This window comes from Arthrobacter sp. UYP6 (genome assembly GCF_040547315.1).
In the GTDB taxonomy this organism is placed as follows: domain Bacteria; phylum Actinomycetota; class Actinomycetes; order Actinomycetales; family Micrococcaceae; genus Arthrobacter_B.
In genome coordinates, this window is record NZ_JBEPPM010000001.1 from 270,676 (window position 1) to 285,972 (window position 15,297).

Annotated in this window: 13 protein-coding genes and 1 pseudogene; 4 read left to right on the forward strand and 10 right to left on the reverse strand. The window is 61.9% G+C overall.

Annotated elements, in window-relative coordinates:
• Nucleotides 1-242: 242 nt before the first annotated feature.
• Nucleotides 243-614, reverse strand: a pseudogene (locus ABIB35_RS01340) (acetolactate synthase); the annotation flags it as partial.
• A 68-nt stretch (nt 615-682) separates the two neighbouring features.
• Nucleotides 683-1,921: a DUF2252 domain-containing protein gene (locus ABIB35_RS01345; RefSeq protein ID WP_502915696.1), complete on the reverse strand. Its 1,239-nt coding sequence runs from the start codon at nt 1,919-1,921 to the stop codon at nt 683-685.
• Nucleotides 1,922-2,691: 770 nt separating this feature from the next.
• Here ABIB35_RS01345 and ABIB35_RS01350 point away from each other — a divergent pair.
• The gene (locus tag ABIB35_RS01350) at nt 2,692-3,537 is read left to right on the forward strand and encodes a CPBP family intramembrane glutamate endopeptidase (RefSeq protein ID WP_354178228.1); all 846 of its coding nucleotides are present in this window, start codon (nt 2,692-2,694) and stop codon (nt 3,535-3,537) included.
• A gap of 557 nt (nt 3,538-4,094) precedes the next feature.
• Here ABIB35_RS01350 and ABIB35_RS01355 read toward each other — a convergent pair.
• From ABIB35_RS01355 to hisC, 6 genes are all read right to left on the reverse strand, one after another.
• Nucleotides 4,095-4,208, reverse strand: a complete 114-nt coding sequence (locus ABIB35_RS01355) for a DUF2252 family protein (RefSeq protein WP_354178380.1) — start codon at nt 4,206-4,208, stop codon at nt 4,095-4,097.
• 127 nt (nt 4,209-4,335) lie between these two features.
• Nucleotides 4,336-4,746: a universal stress protein gene (locus tag ABIB35_RS01360; protein ID WP_354178382.1), complete on the reverse strand. Its 411-nt coding sequence runs from the start codon at nt 4,744-4,746 to the stop codon at nt 4,336-4,338.
• A 55-nt stretch (nt 4,747-4,801) separates the two neighbouring features.
• Nucleotides 4,802-6,448: an ABC1 kinase family protein gene (locus tag ABIB35_RS01365; protein WP_354178229.1), complete on the reverse strand. Its 1,647-nt coding sequence runs from the start codon at nt 6,446-6,448 to the stop codon at nt 4,802-4,804.
• A gap of 121 nt (nt 6,449-6,569) precedes the next feature.
• Complete coding sequence (locus tag ABIB35_RS01370) at nt 6,570-8,381, reverse strand: BCCT family transporter (protein WP_354178231.1); 1,812 nt, start codon at nt 8,379-8,381, stop codon at nt 6,570-6,572.
• A gap of 255 nt (nt 8,382-8,636) precedes the next feature.
• Nucleotides 8,637-10,289 (reverse strand): thiamine pyrophosphate-binding protein, encoded by a 1,653-nt coding sequence (locus ABIB35_RS01375; protein WP_354178232.1) that lies wholly within the window; start codon nt 10,287-10,289, stop codon nt 8,637-8,639.
• A gap of 22 nt (nt 10,290-10,311) precedes the next feature.
• Nucleotides 10,312-11,397, reverse strand: coding sequence for a histidinol-phosphate transaminase (gene hisC, locus ABIB35_RS01380; RefSeq protein WP_354178234.1), 1,086 nt, complete (start codon nt 11,395-11,397; stop codon nt 10,312-10,314).
• 383 nt (nt 11,398-11,780) lie between these two features.
• Between hisC and ABIB35_RS01385 the strand changes: the two genes are divergently transcribed.
• Complete coding sequence (locus ABIB35_RS01385) at nt 11,781-13,118, forward strand: amino acid permease (protein ID WP_354178236.1); 1,338 nt, start codon at nt 11,781-11,783, stop codon at nt 13,116-13,118.
• A gap of 7 nt (nt 13,119-13,125) precedes the next feature.
• On the opposite strand, the gene ABIB35_RS01390 is transcribed toward ABIB35_RS01385, so the two are convergent.
• Nucleotides 13,126-13,320, reverse strand: coding sequence for a helix-turn-helix transcriptional regulator (locus ABIB35_RS01390; protein WP_354178238.1), 195 nt, complete (start codon nt 13,318-13,320; stop codon nt 13,126-13,128).
• Nucleotides 13,320-13,508: a hypothetical protein gene (locus ABIB35_RS01395; protein WP_354178240.1), complete on the reverse strand. Its 189-nt coding sequence runs from the start codon at nt 13,506-13,508 to the stop codon at nt 13,320-13,322. The genes ABIB35_RS01390 and ABIB35_RS01395 overlap by 1 nt, the downstream gene beginning before the upstream one ends.
• 194 nt (nt 13,509-13,702) lie before the next feature.
• On the opposite strand from ABIB35_RS01395, the gene ABIB35_RS01400 reads away from it, so the two are divergent.
• Nucleotides 13,703-13,993 carry an FmdB family zinc ribbon protein gene (locus tag ABIB35_RS01400; protein WP_354178241.1) on the forward strand — a complete coding sequence of 97 codons (291 nt, stop codon included), beginning with the start codon at nt 13,703-13,705 and terminating at the stop codon, nt 13,991-13,993.
• 35 nt (nt 13,994-14,028) lie between these two features.
• A complete protein-coding gene (gene fmdA / locus ABIB35_RS01405; protein ID WP_354178242.1) occupies nt 14,029-15,285 on the forward strand; it encodes a formamidase in 1,257 nt (418 codons plus the stop codon).
• The last annotated feature ends 12 nt before the right edge of the window (nt 15,286-15,297 follow it).

Genomic DNA, 15,297 nt, shown 5'->3' on the forward strand with positions numbered 1-15,297 from the left:
CGCCAAAAGATCTCTCTGGGAGGCCCGGACTTCCCTTCGTGAGAGTTGATGGGAGCGATACCGCTCCCCCCTTCGAAATATCAACAGCATGGCTCATGCTGTTGATATATCAGCACCCGGCCGGACACAGAGGAATTCCATGTCAGTTGACCGTCCCACTCCCGGCGGGTTGTTCCCGCTCAACGGCACTCCCACCCCCCGCGTCGGGTATGGGATGCTGCAACTGTCCCGGAAACGTGTCCTCCTTCCTGCGTCGAGTCGTTACCGCCGGTCACAAACAGCGGTTTCTCCGCCACCTTCAGTGCGGCCTGCAGCGCCTTCCAATCCGTCACGGTCATGCCGCCGGGGGCCACGGGAATCGGCGGATGCAGGACGGCGCTGATTTCCTGCCGGATGATGTCCTCGGGGAGGCCGACGACGACGGGGCCCGGGCGGCCGCTCATCGCGGCGAAGATCGCCTCGGCAACGATTTCGGACGCCCGCTCGGCATGGTCCAGCACCATCACGCGCTTGGCGCCGGTATCGAACCAGGCCTTGATGTCGAATTCCTGAAACACTTCGCGGTCCCGGTGCTCAAACGGGACCAGGCCAACAAAGAGCACCATGGGCGTGGAGCGAGCGTATCGACAATTACATGTTGCTCGATACATCCGTCTTTGCCGTCATGCTGTCGACGGCTGGCCTAAACTCCCTCTACTGCTTCCAGACGTCCAGCTTTAATTGCGTCCGCGAAAGCCTGATAGTCCTTGTCGTTCTGATCGGCGTAGCGCTCGGAGAAATCCGTGATCGACAGGTCGAACTTTCCGCTCTTGCCAAGGTAGGCGGCGATCGCAAGTGAATCCCCCGACCGGGCGTGTGCCCGCGCCAAAGCCCAGCCGCATGCCTGGGCGTATAACACCATGCCGGCCGGGCGCATCGCTTCCACGGCGGCGGAGCCCTTCATATCCCGCAGCTGCCGCCAGTACAGGTACCGGTTGTCCTGCACACCCCTGGTCCACCCCAGGAAGATATCGCTCGCGGCCTGCAGCATCCGTTGCCCCTGCACCACCCGCTCGCCCGGCTGACTGAACTTGCTCTTGGGTAAATGATCCTCGAGCACCGATCTCGTGGCTTCCTTGATCTGGAGGAAGAGCGGATCCTGCTGATCACGGCCCTGGAGCAACACGATGAAGGACCGCGTACCGACGCTGCCGACGCCCACGACCTTGCGGGCGGCGTCGATGACTTCAAATCGCTCGAGCAGGACACGCCGGTCATCCGGCAGTGTGGCGCGGTAGGACCGAAGCTGCTCACGGATCGCCTGCTGCACCTCATCGCCGGACATGCCGTACGCGTCCTCCAGCTCCCGGACGGGAATGACGATGGGCGGCTGACTGACAATTTGGTACTTTCCGTCCACCAGTTCGGCGAGCTTGGACAGCGCCTGCAGGCTGTCCCGGGTGCGGGCCTTGGCGACAGACTTTCGCAGCACCTTTTCCACTTTCCGGGACTCCTTCGCGGCCTTGCCGTTCTGGGATGCCGTGCCCTCCTCCATGGTTTTCAACAGATCCTCGGACAGCCGCGCGTACCAGATATCCAAATTGCGCATCTGCGAGAACTCGGTCATCGCTTCGCGGTAGGCCTTCACCGCCGTGAGCGTCGCCTCCCGCGATTCCTTTTTGGTGAACGCGTTGTTCCGCGCCGCGATCGTGAAGCTTGCCGACATCCGCATGACGTCGTACTCGAACGGTCCCGGGAGGGTTTCGTCGAAATCGTTCAGCCCGAAGAGCAGGTTTCGCTCGGGGGAGGCAAACAGCCCGAAGTTGGACAGGTGGGCGTCTCCGCACAGCTGGACGGACAGGCCGGCCCGCGGCGTGTCCTTCAGATCGGCAGCCATGACCTTGGCCGCGCCCCGGTAGAACGTGAACGGGGAGGCCAGCATCCGGCCGTGCCGCACCGGCACAAGATCGGAGTCCCGGGTGAGGTTCTGTTCCTCCAGGAGCGCTACAGGGTCGGGTCTGTCGGGGGCGGGCGCCCATCCCGCGTGGCTGGAAAGGGGCGTCTTTTCCCGACAGCCTTTGCCCCTGGCAACCCGTTCCTCGACGGTTGGGTGCTTGATTTTCTTTATGACCATGATCGGCGAACTCCTCGTTCTCAGGCGCCCGCCGGAACCACATGTCACAGCCCGCAGCGAAACGATTTCACTGGCCTACCGGGCCGCAGGTTCGTTTGTTCCTCGCAGCGCATGAAGCCAGGACAGGATGATCGGTTGTTGCCGCTGGCCCCATCCTGCCAAGATACTCAGCGTCGGGCGTCCCGGTAAGCGTCACCTACCGCACAACGTGCCACCAACGCCGAATTCCGCCCCTGCAGGTCACGGATCAGTGCCGTGCGTGACCACTCGAAGCCCGGGGCGTAAAGACGGCCGCCTGCTGCTCGCGGATGTCGGGGTCAACCGTCGCTGCAAGATGGTCGCCGACGCCGGGCCTGCCCATTATGGCTCTCTTTGCACCGCCACAGCCTAGTGGGCCGGGAACCGGCAGGGTGCCCAGCGCGGTTCCGTACCACTCTGTCACTGTCCAAGGACCGTTATGGTGGCGCACCCCCCAAGCGACTGTCCCGCCCGCACTGCTAGCATCGTTCACCATGACTCAACCTCTCGGTGAGCAGACCCGCGCCCCGGCCCGTGCCACATCGATTCTCCGCGCGGTTATGGCGTGGCTGATTCTCTGCGCCGGGATCGGTCTCTCGGTGACTCTGGGGCGGCTTTTCAACGAATGGTTCAGCCTCGGGCAAGCCGGACTTGCCGCCATACAGGCGCTATTGGTGTCCGCTCTGGTGGTTCCCGCGGTGTTGTTGCTGCGCCGGAGGATCGACCACAAGTCACTGAACGGGCTTGGTCTGGCGCGCCGGTCAACGCGACCGGCGGCTATCGGCGTGGCCGTCGCCCTTGCCACCGCGTGCCTTGTCTGGTTGCCGGCTCTGGGGGCGGGGTGGCTGGCGATCGAAAACGTAGATCTGCCGCAGCTGATGATGTTCTTCCTGGTCAACGCCTTGCTCCTCACCTTTTACGAGGCTTTGCCCGAGGAAATGGCGCTGCGGGGCTACGCGTGGACAACAATCCGGGAAAGCTGGACCCCCTTCCTCTCCACCCTGGTTGTCACTGCGCTCTTCCCGCTGAGCTCTGCCGTTATCAGCATCATGCAAACAGGCTCGGCACTGCTGCTGGGCGTGGAAACGAGCGGGCTGGCTCTGGTTCCGCCGGGAAACGACGCAATCGCCTACTTCCTCCAACTCATATTTTTTGGCCTCGCACTGGCAGCAGCACGACGGATACCGGTTCCCGGGGCGCTTGCCATCTGCATCGCATTCCACGTGGTTCAGCTGTCAATCAACAGAATTCTGCTCGGCGGGTTCGAGTGGTTTGATTCCGGTGTATCGGCAGTCTTTGTCGAGCCAGATGCAATCGCACTGGTTCTCGTCCACATCATGATCAGCGGCATAGCCTTTCTCGCCATTCGAAAAAAGATGGAGCGGCGTAGCGCCAACCAGGCTTGACGGTGCCCCGGTGAGACGGGCATGCCGGGTCCGCGGGTCGAAGACGGCAAGCACGAGGGCTCCGAACATCCAGGAGGCGGCAATGAAAATGAACACGCTTTCGTAGCCGGACCGGTTGTACAGGGCAGCGATGATGAGCGGTCGGGGAATTCCTCGACCACTCGGCCGCCGAACGGAACCGCGTCCTGATAGGGATGGGCTTCAGCGTTGAGTTCCGGCGGCCCGGTCAGGCTGAGGCGTTCTGCCCTGCTAAAGGGTAATCCGGCGGCAGCATGAAACTGGTAGTAGCCAAAAATTACTACCGTAGTAGAGGCTCGGAGCTCATTAGCTCCGAGCTTCTACAACGGTAAAGTGGAGTTGCATTCACACTCACTGAACTAATGGCAGGCAACACCATGACATCGTCAGATAAAGAACCTTCCTTCAAGCTGTTTTGGTGGATATTTTGCACGTTAGTTCTATCAGTGTTCGTTTTCTTCGTATTTGGGGGCTTATCAATCTTTTTTGGCTCCTAATCCGAAACCCAAAGTAAGTCGCATGAAAAGTTATTAACTTCTTTAGCGGCGGTACGCTACAGTGAGCCCGAACATCAGGTTCCGCTCCGGCGAAGCGAACAGTCCCAAGTTGGACAGGTGGGCGTCTCCGCACAGCTGGACCCGCCGGCCGGCCACCGGATCGGGGCGGTCAGGCAAAGGTGTCCATCCGTTACGGCTGGTGACTGGCGTCTTGTCCAGGTCCCCGATCGGACGGTGTGATTGGTTGCCCCGGTGCTACCGGCCAGCCAACGCCCCAGCCCCCTCAGGTGTCTTCCTCCTGTTGGTTGCCCTGCCCGGCGGTTTTTGCTCCAATAACCAGGACCGGACATTTTGCGTGCGCCACGCAGGCACCGCTGACCGAGCCCATCAACAGCCCTCGAAAGCTCCCGTGCCCCCGCCTCCCCAGCACCAGCATCTCGGCACCTTCGGACACTCTCACCAGCCCCTTTGAAGGGTGGGAAAACACCACCAGCTTCTCCAAGCCCTCCGGAACGTCGGCGCCGAAGGCTGCACCCACTGCCGCCTCAAGCCGCTTCAGAGTTATCTCTTCGAAGTTGTCGCTTCCCAGCGGCACAAAGCCGGTGTAATCAGGCGGATAGTCCCAGATGCTCACAGCCTGGATCACGGCGTCGAACGTCGGCGCCAGCTTCCGCGCGACACGCAGCGCAGCAATTGACTGAGCAGATCAGTATCACTCATGGAGTGGCCAGCCAGTACGCCGGGCTGGACTACCGGAGGTCCCGGCGCTTTTGCCGGCGGGCGGTCAGAGCGAGATACGCAGCTAATGAGCCTGCCGCACCCACGCCGACGCCCAGCAGTGGGTTCTCCCAAGCGCGCAGCCGATCCCGATTGGCCGCCGTCAAATCTCCTATGCCTCGAATAAAGGCCGCGGTAATCATTCCCGCCACGAGCCGGTTCCCCATTCGCTCCAGGCGTCCCACCAGGGGATCCAGTTCCGCCGTGCGCAGGTGGACCTCAACCCCGCCGTCAAGGTCCTCCATCAGCTTCAGCAGCTTTTCGGGCAGGGCCACACCCAGTTCGGCCGCGTCCAGACCTGCTCTGCCCAGCCGTTCGGCAAGGTTGCGGGGACTGAACCTGTCCTGCGCCAAGCGTCTGGCATACGGTTGCAGCACTTCCCCGAGGCTGAATTCAGGATCCAGCCGAACACCCATGCCCTCCGTCATCAGAACCATTTTAAGCAACAGTGCCATCTCCCGCGGAAGCTGGAGATGGTGGTTCCGCAGAATGGCCAGCATATGGGTGATCAGTGGGGTGATCTCGACTTCGCGCAGCCGTCGACCCTTGTACAGCTGGGTAAACCGGGTGACGTCCTGCCGGAGCGCCCCGCGGTTTACCACCGGGCTGGTCACGGAAATCATCCGCAGGGCGGAACTGATTTTGTTCGAATCGCTGCTGGTGAAAGCAAACAACAGGGTTCCCAGCTGGCCGCGGAGTTCTTCACTGATTTCCCCGACCATCCCAAAATCAATGAGCGCGATGCGCCCGCCCGGCTGAATGAACAGATTGCCCGGGTGCGGATCAGCGTGAAAGAACCCATCTTCAAAAATCATTTTGGCTGCGGCACGGGCCGCACGTTCCGCTACCTGGCTTCTGTCAATCGAGGCGCTGTCCAGCGCTTCGATGTGATCCACTTTGATGCCTGTAATCAATTCCATGGTCAGCACCCGGGAGGTGGTGGTTGCCCAATAGATTTTTGGAATGTAGATCTCCGGAACCGCGGCGAAATTTGCAGCAAAGCGTTCGGCGTTGCGACCCTCGTGGAGATAATCAAGCTCAGAGCGCAGGGTATTCGCGAATTCCGCGGCTATGCCCGTCAGATTGTAGTTCGCCGCTGCTTCCCAGCGGCGGCTGGCATAGGCTGCCAGATTCTGCAGGATCTCCAGGTCCTCATTGATGCGAGCGACGACGCCGGGGCGCCGCACTTTGACGACCACCAGGGTGCCGTCAAACAAAGTCGCGGCATGCGCCTGGCCAATGGAAGCGCAGGCCAACGGGTTTTCGTCGAACGAGGCGAAGATCCGCTCCGGCGCTTCACCCAATTCCTGCTCAATTAACGAACGGATCACGGCAGCAGTCACCGGTGGCGCCGCATCCTGCAGTTTGGACAGTTCTGCCAGATAGGCTTCGGGCAAAATATCGGACCGGGTGGAAAGCAGCTGGCCGAGTTTGATGAAGGCCGGGCCAAGTTCCTCCAAGGCGAGGCGGAGCCGCACCGGGTTGGTGCTCTCATCCGCCGGCGTTTCTGCATTCTTCGGGAGCCAGCGTTCCAACCCCACCGAGCCGGCCAAAAAGCCCAGCCCATGGCGCGCCAAAATCTCGGCAATCCTGGAAAAGCGTTCCAGATGATTTTTCATCAGGCGCTACGTCGTTGATGAAACATATGATTCCCCCGGCTGATCGACAAGTTTCCCCAGACTATCCCAGCGCGAATCAATCGGTAGGGGCGGGATATCCCCCGCCCCTGTCATCTGCCGGTTAGTCGGAGGCGCCGGACTTTGCTTTTTCCGGCTGTTCCGTCTGGGGATCCTGCACACCGTCCGTGTACCACTCCGTCAGCGCAGGGTCGTCACTCTGGAAATCCGCGCCGGCACCCTCTTCCTCCGGCACATGGGCGGCACCGAACACAAAATCGTCACCGTGCTCGTCGATACCACGGCGCACCCCTCCGTTGATGGCCTCCACTGCATACCTGCGCCGGATCATGTAGGGGTCGTTGCGGAGATCCTTGCCCCACGAGACCATAATCCCGATCAGGACGATGGTGAAGGGCAGCGCACAGGTCACCATGATCGATTGAAGGCCTGAGAGCGCGTTGCGGCCCCCGGCCAGCAGCAGGGCCATGGAAATCAGCCCCAGCGCGGAAGCCCAGACAATGGTCACGGTCTTTGACGGCACCGGTCGTCCCGACTGGGACATGGAACCCATGACATTGGCGGCAGAGTCGGCGGCGGTGACGAAGAAGACCAGAATGGCCACCAGGCAGACAACCCACGTCACGGTAGAGAACGGAAGGTTGCCCAGCAAATCAAACATGACGTTCTCGCCGGCCCCCTCGACCGTCATATCCATGCCGTTCTGGTTCATCCAGATGGCGCTGCCGCCGAAGACCGTAAACCAGACGATGGAGATCGCCGACGGGACAAAGACCACCACGGTGACAAACTGGCGCAGCGTCCTGCCCTTGGAGATTTTCGCGATGAACATTCCCACGAACGGGGACCACGAGATCCACCAGGCCCAGTAGAGGGTGGTCCAGCCCGTCAAGTACGCCTCTTCTTCAGCGCCCTGGCCGGCGAAGACGGTAAGCATGTCCGGCAGGTTGCCGGCAAAAGCAATGAGCGAGACCGGCAGCAGATCGAGCAGGAAGAACGTCGGTCCTGCCAGCAGGACAAAGGCCGCCAGCAGAATGACCAGGGTCATGTTGGCGTTGGACATCAGCCGAATGCCCTTTTTGATGCCGGCCACCGCCGAGATGGTGAAGACAATCGTCAGGACCGTGATGGCAACAACAACAAAGCTGTTGCCCAGTTCCTGGCCCGTGATAATCGAGACGCCCGTCCGGATCTGGAGCGCGCCAATACCCAGCGACGTGGCGGTGCCAAACAGGGTGACCAATACGGCAAAAACGTCGATAACCTTACCCAGGATCCGGTTGTTGCCGTCCGGGAAGACAGGTTCAAACAACGAGGAAATCAAGGGCAGACGGCCGCGCCGGTAGGAGGCGTAGGCCAGGGCTCCGCCCACCAAAGCGTAGATGCACCAGGCAACGGATGCCTGATGCAGGAAGGCGTCCGTCATGGCCGGCAGGATGGCGTCGGAGGTTCCGGCCTCGGCATCAGTAGAGGGCGGCGGGCTCAGGAAGTGGCTGAGCGGTTCCATCGGTCCATAGAAGATCAGGCCAATGCCCAGACCGGCGGCAAAGAGCATGGAGATCCACGAAAGGGTGGAGTACTCCGGGGTGCTGTCATCGGCGCCAAGACGGATCTTGCCGGTCGGTCCAAAACCCACGGCAAGCATGAACAGCACAGTGGCAACCACAGTTGCGTTGAACAACCAGCCGAAGTGGGTCACCACCCAGCCCTGCATGGTGGTGCCCACCAGATTGAGATTCTCCGGCGCAAAAGTTGCCCATGCCAGGACTGCGAGTGAGACAGCCAGAGCGACGACAAAGACGCTGCGCCGGGTCGGAAAGCTGACCCCGGTGTCCTCAACACTGATGCCCGGCACCAGCCCCGGGTGAATGCCAAATGTTGGTTCCGAGGCGGCATGTCGGAGCGCTTTTTTCACACGCTCAACGGGTCGCCCAGCGGGCCTGCGCTCCGGCGAACCGGAAACGGATGACCTGTCAGTGCTGCCTGTTCCTTGGCTTGGACGTGAAGGGTCAGAATTCATAACGTAAAACATTAGCGCATAAGATACAAGCATATGTAATTCATGCGGAGTAATACCATTATTTGGGAATCACAAACTGTGCACATATCACTTTATTGACGCGAATACTAATTTCTTTACGTTTCGGGCGCTGATGCCGGCGCCGCCAATCTAGCCGGCGGACATCGCAGCAAGAATGGGCGCCATGCTTTCCCTCATATAGTCGGCGACTTCGCTCTGGGTAACAGCCACGTCGAGCACAAAGAGCCCTTCCGCGCCGGCAGCCAGCCATTCCTTCAGCATCTGCAGATCAGCGAGTGAACGCATTTTCACTCCGTGGGCCCCCATGGCCCGCCCAATGGCGCTGAAATCAACCTCCGGTATCTGCATCGCCGTATCATCAAGGCCGCGCGCGGCGTACTGATGGATTTCAGCTCCGTAAGCGGCATCGTTAAACACCACCATCACACCGCTCGAAATGGCGCGGACAGCTGATTCAAGGTCAGCAAGGGCCATCAGGGCGCCGCCGTCACCGGCAATCAGTACTGTGATGCGGTCCGGACGGGCCACTGCCGCCCCCACTGCCGCAGGGATTCCCAGGCCGATCGATTGGAAGGCTGTGCCCACCATCATGAGCCCCTGCGGGTCGGGTGCCTGGCAGTACATGGGAATCCAGCCGCAAAAATGCCCGCCATCCTGAACGATGGTGCGTTCGGCCGGCAACAGGGAATCGAGCTGCTGCGCCACCACACGGGGGTTCAGCCGCCCGTCAGCGGCCAGTTCATCTGCCGGCTGATCCGGCATGAGCGCGTCGGCCACGACTTCCGGATGGCTGGTCCGCCAGCCGCCATCCACGGCAGCCACCGCTGCAGAGAGGGCCGAAACCAGTTCCCTGGCGTCCGCCCGGACATACCTGGTGACCGCCTCGTGTGTTGCTGCCTCCATCTCGTCGACCTGGATGACCTCGGCATCGTCGGCAAAAAGGGAGCCATAACGCGTCTGGAAGGCATTAAGGCTGGCCCCCACCACCACTACAAGGTCAGCTGACCGCATGAGCCGGAGTGGTCCGTCCTGCGCAAAACCTCCCGCGATGCCCAGGTCCCACGGAGTTTCCAGGCAGTTACGGGCCATCACGGAGGTGGCAAAAAGGGCGCCGATTTTATCCCCCAGCTCCACAATCGCTTTTTCCGCCCCGGAGATGACGGCGCCGTTGCCGGCCAGAATGAGGGGCCGCCGGGCTCGGTTCACCAGTGCGCCAAGGCGTTCGACGACGGCGGCGTCCGGCGCCGTCCGAGGAGCCGGTTCGCTCTGCGCTGCCGGTTCCTGCGGCCCCGCAGTCTCGCTGGCGAGGTCATAGGGAATCGACAGGATGACCGGACACCGTTCACCTGCTGCCGCGGCGAAGGCTTCTTCGGTCAGGCGCGCAGCGTTTGCCGTTGTGACGGTGAGCGTCCGGACCCCCAGCCCTCGGGCCACCATCAGTTGGTCGATGTCCCACGGCCGGGGCCCGGAGGTGGGGGCTTCCCCGACAACAACCACTATGGGGGTCCTTGCTTTGGCGGCCTCGGTGAGGGCCGTCAGGGCGTTGGTGAACCCTGCCCCGTAGGTCACGGTTGCCACCGCAATTTTGCCCGACGCCCGGTAATAGGCGTCGGCCATGGCCACGGTTCCGGCTTCATGCCGGGCGCTGACGTACGGCAGGCCTCGGGCGGTGAGGTTGGACGTGAAAAAGGCGTTGCCGTTGCCCATCAGTCCAAAGAGAACCTTGGTGTGCTGCGCGCATACCTCGGCAACGACGTCGGATACGTTCGGGTGTTCTGTCATGTCAGGTCCTTGGGGGGGAAGGTCAGAGCAGGGGCGCCAGGAGGGCGGTTGCCTGGCGGGCAACAGCGAGAATTCGGTCGTTGGCTTCGGGATCACCGACGCTGATGCGGATGCCTTCGCCGGGAAAGGCGCGGATGGACAGGGCGTTTTGTTCAAACAGGTCGGCCAGGGCGCCGGTGCGCTCCCCACTCTCGAGCCAGAGGAAATTCGCTTCCGACGGCAGCACGGGCAGTCCCGCCGCCAACAGGGCTGCGTGCACCCGCCCGCGTTCGGAGACAAGCGTTTCAATCCGCTGCGCCAGCTCATCCTCGGCCTGCAGGGAGGCCAGCCCGGCTTGCTGGGCAAGCGCAGTGACACCAAACGGGACAGCAACCTTGCGGAGTGCGGTGACCAGTTCCGGTGCGGCGATGGCATAGCCCAGGCGAAGCCCGGCGAGCCCGTAGGCCTTGGAAAACGTGTGCAAAACGGCAACGTTGGGATACTTGCGGAACATATCGATGCCGACGGCGGTGTCCTCGGCATAGTTGAAGTGGACGTAAGCCTCGTCCAGCACCACCACAACATTGGAGGGAACAGCCTGAATAAAGGATTCTACGGCGGCTGCACTGAGGACGTTACCGGTGGGGTTATTCGGATTGCAGACAAAGATCACCCGGGTCTTCGGCGTGACCGCGGCCGCCATTGCGGCCAGGTCATGACCGCCGTCCGGTGCCAGCGGTATGGGCTGCGGGGTGGCGCCTGCCGCGGTGACCAGAAGCGGATAAGCCTCGAAGGACCGCCAGGCAAACATCACCAGGTCCCCCGGATTAGTCGCGGCGTGGATGATCTGGCTGGCCACTTCCACAGATCCGGCGCCGAGGGCTATGTTTTCCGGCGTAACCGCCCATCGAGATGCGATGGCATCCGTGAGCTCCTCCGCGGCCATCTCCGGGTAGAGATTGATGCTGGACAGGGCACGGGTCACAGCCTGCACCACTGAGGGCAGCGGCGGGTAAGGGTTCTCATTCGAGGAGAGCTTGAAAGCCTTCAGACCATCAGCATCCGCGGGGGTCTTCCCCTGGCGGTAGGACGGAAAGTTCTCAAGCCCGGCACGGTGCGGAATATTCATGGGTCTCCTCGTGAGCCGGATCTTTGGGATAGTGCAGCGCCAGCGCGCTTCCCGATGAGGCTAGGTAAGGCCCGCGCCATAAACAAGCTGCACAGGTAGCATCGAACAAAGTGCCAGATGCGATCCCCGTGATCGGCATCACACATATACAAAGTGCATAGCTTTTCCCAGCAAAGTTGCTCGTTGCCTTATTTGTGATTAGCGTCACCCCGGGACTGCCAGAGCCGCACATTCCTCCCGTGAAGGGTGTGCTGCTGTCATTTCCATCATTTTCGAGGCGGAGCACATTCGCTTCCTGACGCTTGTGAGGCATCTGCATGATGACTGCTGATTCGAAACCCGGTACCGCACTCCGCGAGACGCGGCCCGGTCTGGGAAGATCCATGAATTCCCGCCAACTGACCATGATGGGACTGGGCAGTGCCATCGGTGCCGGGCTGTTCCTCGGCTCCGGGGTTGGTGTTCAGGCAGCCGGACCCGCGGTATTGATTTCCTATCTCGTGGCGGGTGCCCTCGTCATCATCGTGATGCAGGCACTCGGGGAACTGGCTGCAGCCAACCCCAGCTCGGGTGCTTTTTCTGTTTACACGGAGAAAGCCTTTGGAAAAACGGCAGGATCAGCTGTCGGCTGGCTGTGGTGGTTCCAGCTTGTTGTGGTGATTGCCGCCGAGGCCATCGGTGCAGCCGGTCTGCTGGCGTCAGTCTTCCCCAGCCTGCCCGTCTGGCTCATGGCGCTGGCCTTCATTGCCGTCTTCTCACTCATCAACGTGGCAGGAGTGAAAAACTACGGCGAGTTCGAATTCTGGTTTGCGATCCTCAAGGTCGCAGCCATTATCGCGTTCCTGCTGATTGGCGCTGCCCTGATCTTCGGCTGGCTGCCCAACGTTTCTTCCCCCGGACTCAGCAACCTGGCGGGCAACGGTGGTTTCGCACCGGCCGGGCTGACGGGCATAGCATCGGCCCTCCTCGTGGTGGTCTTCGCCTTCGGCGGAACGGAAATCGTGAGCGTCGCCGCAGCGGAGACTGCCGACCCCGTCCGCAGCGTGGGCAAAGCCATTAAAACCGTGGTGTGGCGGATTCTTGTGTTTTATATCGGTTCGCTGGCCGTTATTGTCACTGTGGTCCCCTGGGATTCCGAAGCACTCGACTCCCCCTTCGCCGCAGTCCTCGCCACCGCCCAGATTCCAGGGGCGGAGACGGCCATCGTCCTCGTGGCCGCGATTGCCCTGCTCTCGGCGCTCAACGCCAATCTCTACGGTGCCTCCCGGATGAGTTACTCACTCGCCGAACGCGGTGACGCGCCCAAGGCCCTGCTGCGTCTGAACAAAGCCAAAGCACCTGTCCTTGCCGTTGTGATGTCTGTGGCCGTGGGGGTTATCTCCACCGTGCTGGAGCTCTTCTTCCCGGACCAGGTCCTTCCGACCCTGCTGAACCTGGTCGGGTCGACGATCCTCCTGGTCTGGGCTTCGGTCCTGCTGTCCCAGTTCGTCCTGCGCCGAAGGGCCGACCGGACCGGACAGACGTTCAAACTGAAGATGAATGCCTTCCCCTATCTGACACTGTTCGGAATCGCTCTTCTGGCAGCCATCCTCGTACTGGCCTGCTTCGACACCGCCGCCAGGACGCAGCTGCTCTCCACCGTGGCACTCACGGCGTGCATCGCCGTCGCCTGCAAACTGGCACATGCCTCCCGCACCCGGCAAGGTGCCACCGGCAGCTAACGGGCACTTATGCCTCGGGTGTAAACAAATCCTCAATGCGGCAGTGAAAGACGTCCGCAAACCTGAAAGCAAGCGGCAGCGAGGGGTCATATCGGCCTTTTTCGATGGAGATGACGGTCTGCCGTGAAACCCCGAGTTCATCAGCCAACCGTTGCTGCGACCAGCCGATCTCCCGGCGGCGCTGCGGCAACGCATTCTCCATCAGGCGGCCGCTTTTTTCAGCCGGAAATAGCGTGCCGCGAAATCCAACATGGCGAAACCCACCACGCCGGCAAGTACCAGGCCGGCGGAGAGGAGGACGCCGATCGCCAGTGCTGCACCCAATAAGGCAACCGTACCGCCGCCAAAGCGTGCACGTCCCCATGCACTCCGGGCATTCGTCACCTTCATTGGACAGCCTTTGCTATCGGTGGAAACAACAGTTGAGGAAACGGTACGGACAAGCACCCTTGACGTAAAGGGTGCTTGTCTACCGGCCGGAACGTTGACTCGCGGCCATGGCATCCCTAGGCTGGCGGGCAAGCCGGGACGCGCCGCGTTTCCGCCGCATTTCCGAACATTCGAAAGCGCGCCAAGGGGGAATCATGCCGCTCTATTCATATCGTTGCCCGGACTGCGCGGACTTTGACGTCCAGCGGCCGATGGGCCAGGCGCCCGATTCGCTCACCTGTCCCGGCTGCGGCAAGGTTTCGGCCCGCCGCTTCACCGTCCCCAATCTTTCCCGGGCGTCCAGCAGCGCCTACCGACTGATTGAAAGCACCCAGCGCTCGGCCGCGGAGCCCGCCGTCGTGCGTTCCCCCGGGGCCGGAGCCGGCTCCGGGCCCGCCAACATCACCACCAATCCGCTGCATCGAAAGTTACCCCGCCCCGATTGATTCGCCAGATTCTTCCGTCCGCACAAGGAGAAGTCATGCCCAAGGCCGTCTTTCCACTCGACTCGGCAAAGAAGTTTGAAGACCAGGAAAAGCTGGGACACAACCGGTGGCACCCCGAGATTCCGCCGGTGGCGGTGCTGAAGCCCGGAGAGTCGTTTCGGGTTGACTGCCGCGAGTGGTTCGACGGCGCCATCGTCAATGATGATTCAGCCGAGGACATTCTCAACGCACCGCTGCTCACGGTGCACAAGCTCAGCGGCCCGTTTGCCGTGGAAGGTGCTCGCCCCGGGGACCTTCTGGTGGTGGACATCCTCGACGTCGGGCCCATTCCGCAGGAGGACAAAGGCCCGCTGGCCGGCCAGGGCTGGGGCTACACCGGCATCTTCGCCCGCGAGAACGGCGGCGGCTTCCTCACTGAGCAGTTTCCCGACGCCTACAAGGCCATTTGGGATTTCACCGGTCAGACGGCGACGTCCCGACACGTACCCGCCGTCTCCTTCACCGGGCTGATCCATCCGGGACTGATGGGGACCGCGCCGTCGGCCGCCCTGCTGGCAAAGTGGAACAAGCGCGAGGGCGACCTGATCGCCACCGACCCGCACCGGGTTCCGCCGCTGGCATTGCCGCCGGAAGCCGAGCACGCGGTTCTTGGCGGCCTGCCCCGCGACCAGTGGGGACGTGTGGGCGCCGAAGCCGCCCGCACCGCGCCGCCGCGGGAGAACGGCGGCAACCAGGACATCAAGAACCTCTCCAAGGGCAGCCGGATTTTCTATCCGGTGTTCGTGGACGGCGCCAATCTCTCCGTCGGTGACCTGCACTTCTCCCAGGGCGACGGCGAAATCACCTTCTGCGGCGCCATTGAGATGGGCGGTTTTATTGACCTGCGGGTGGACATCATCAAAGGGGGAATGGACACCTACGGGGTCCATGAGAATGCGATTTTCATGCCCGGAAACGTGGAGCCGCAGTTCAGCGAGTGGATTGCCTTCTCCGGCACTTCGGTGACGCTCGACGGCGAGCAGCGCTACCTCGACTCTCACCTGTCCTACCAGCGGGCGTGCCTGCACGCGATCGACTACCTGACCAAGTTCGGCTACAGCCCGGAGCAGGCTTACCTGCTGCTGGGCGCAGCTCCGATCGAGGGACGGCTTTCCGGCGTCGTGGACATTCCCAACTCCTGCTCCACCGTCTACCTTCCAACGTCGATTTTCGACTTTGACGTTCGCCCGTCCGCAGCCGGGCCCTTCCAGATCGATCCGGGCATGGGGGCACCGCGGGCCAGCATCCGGTAAGTGCAGCGGCAC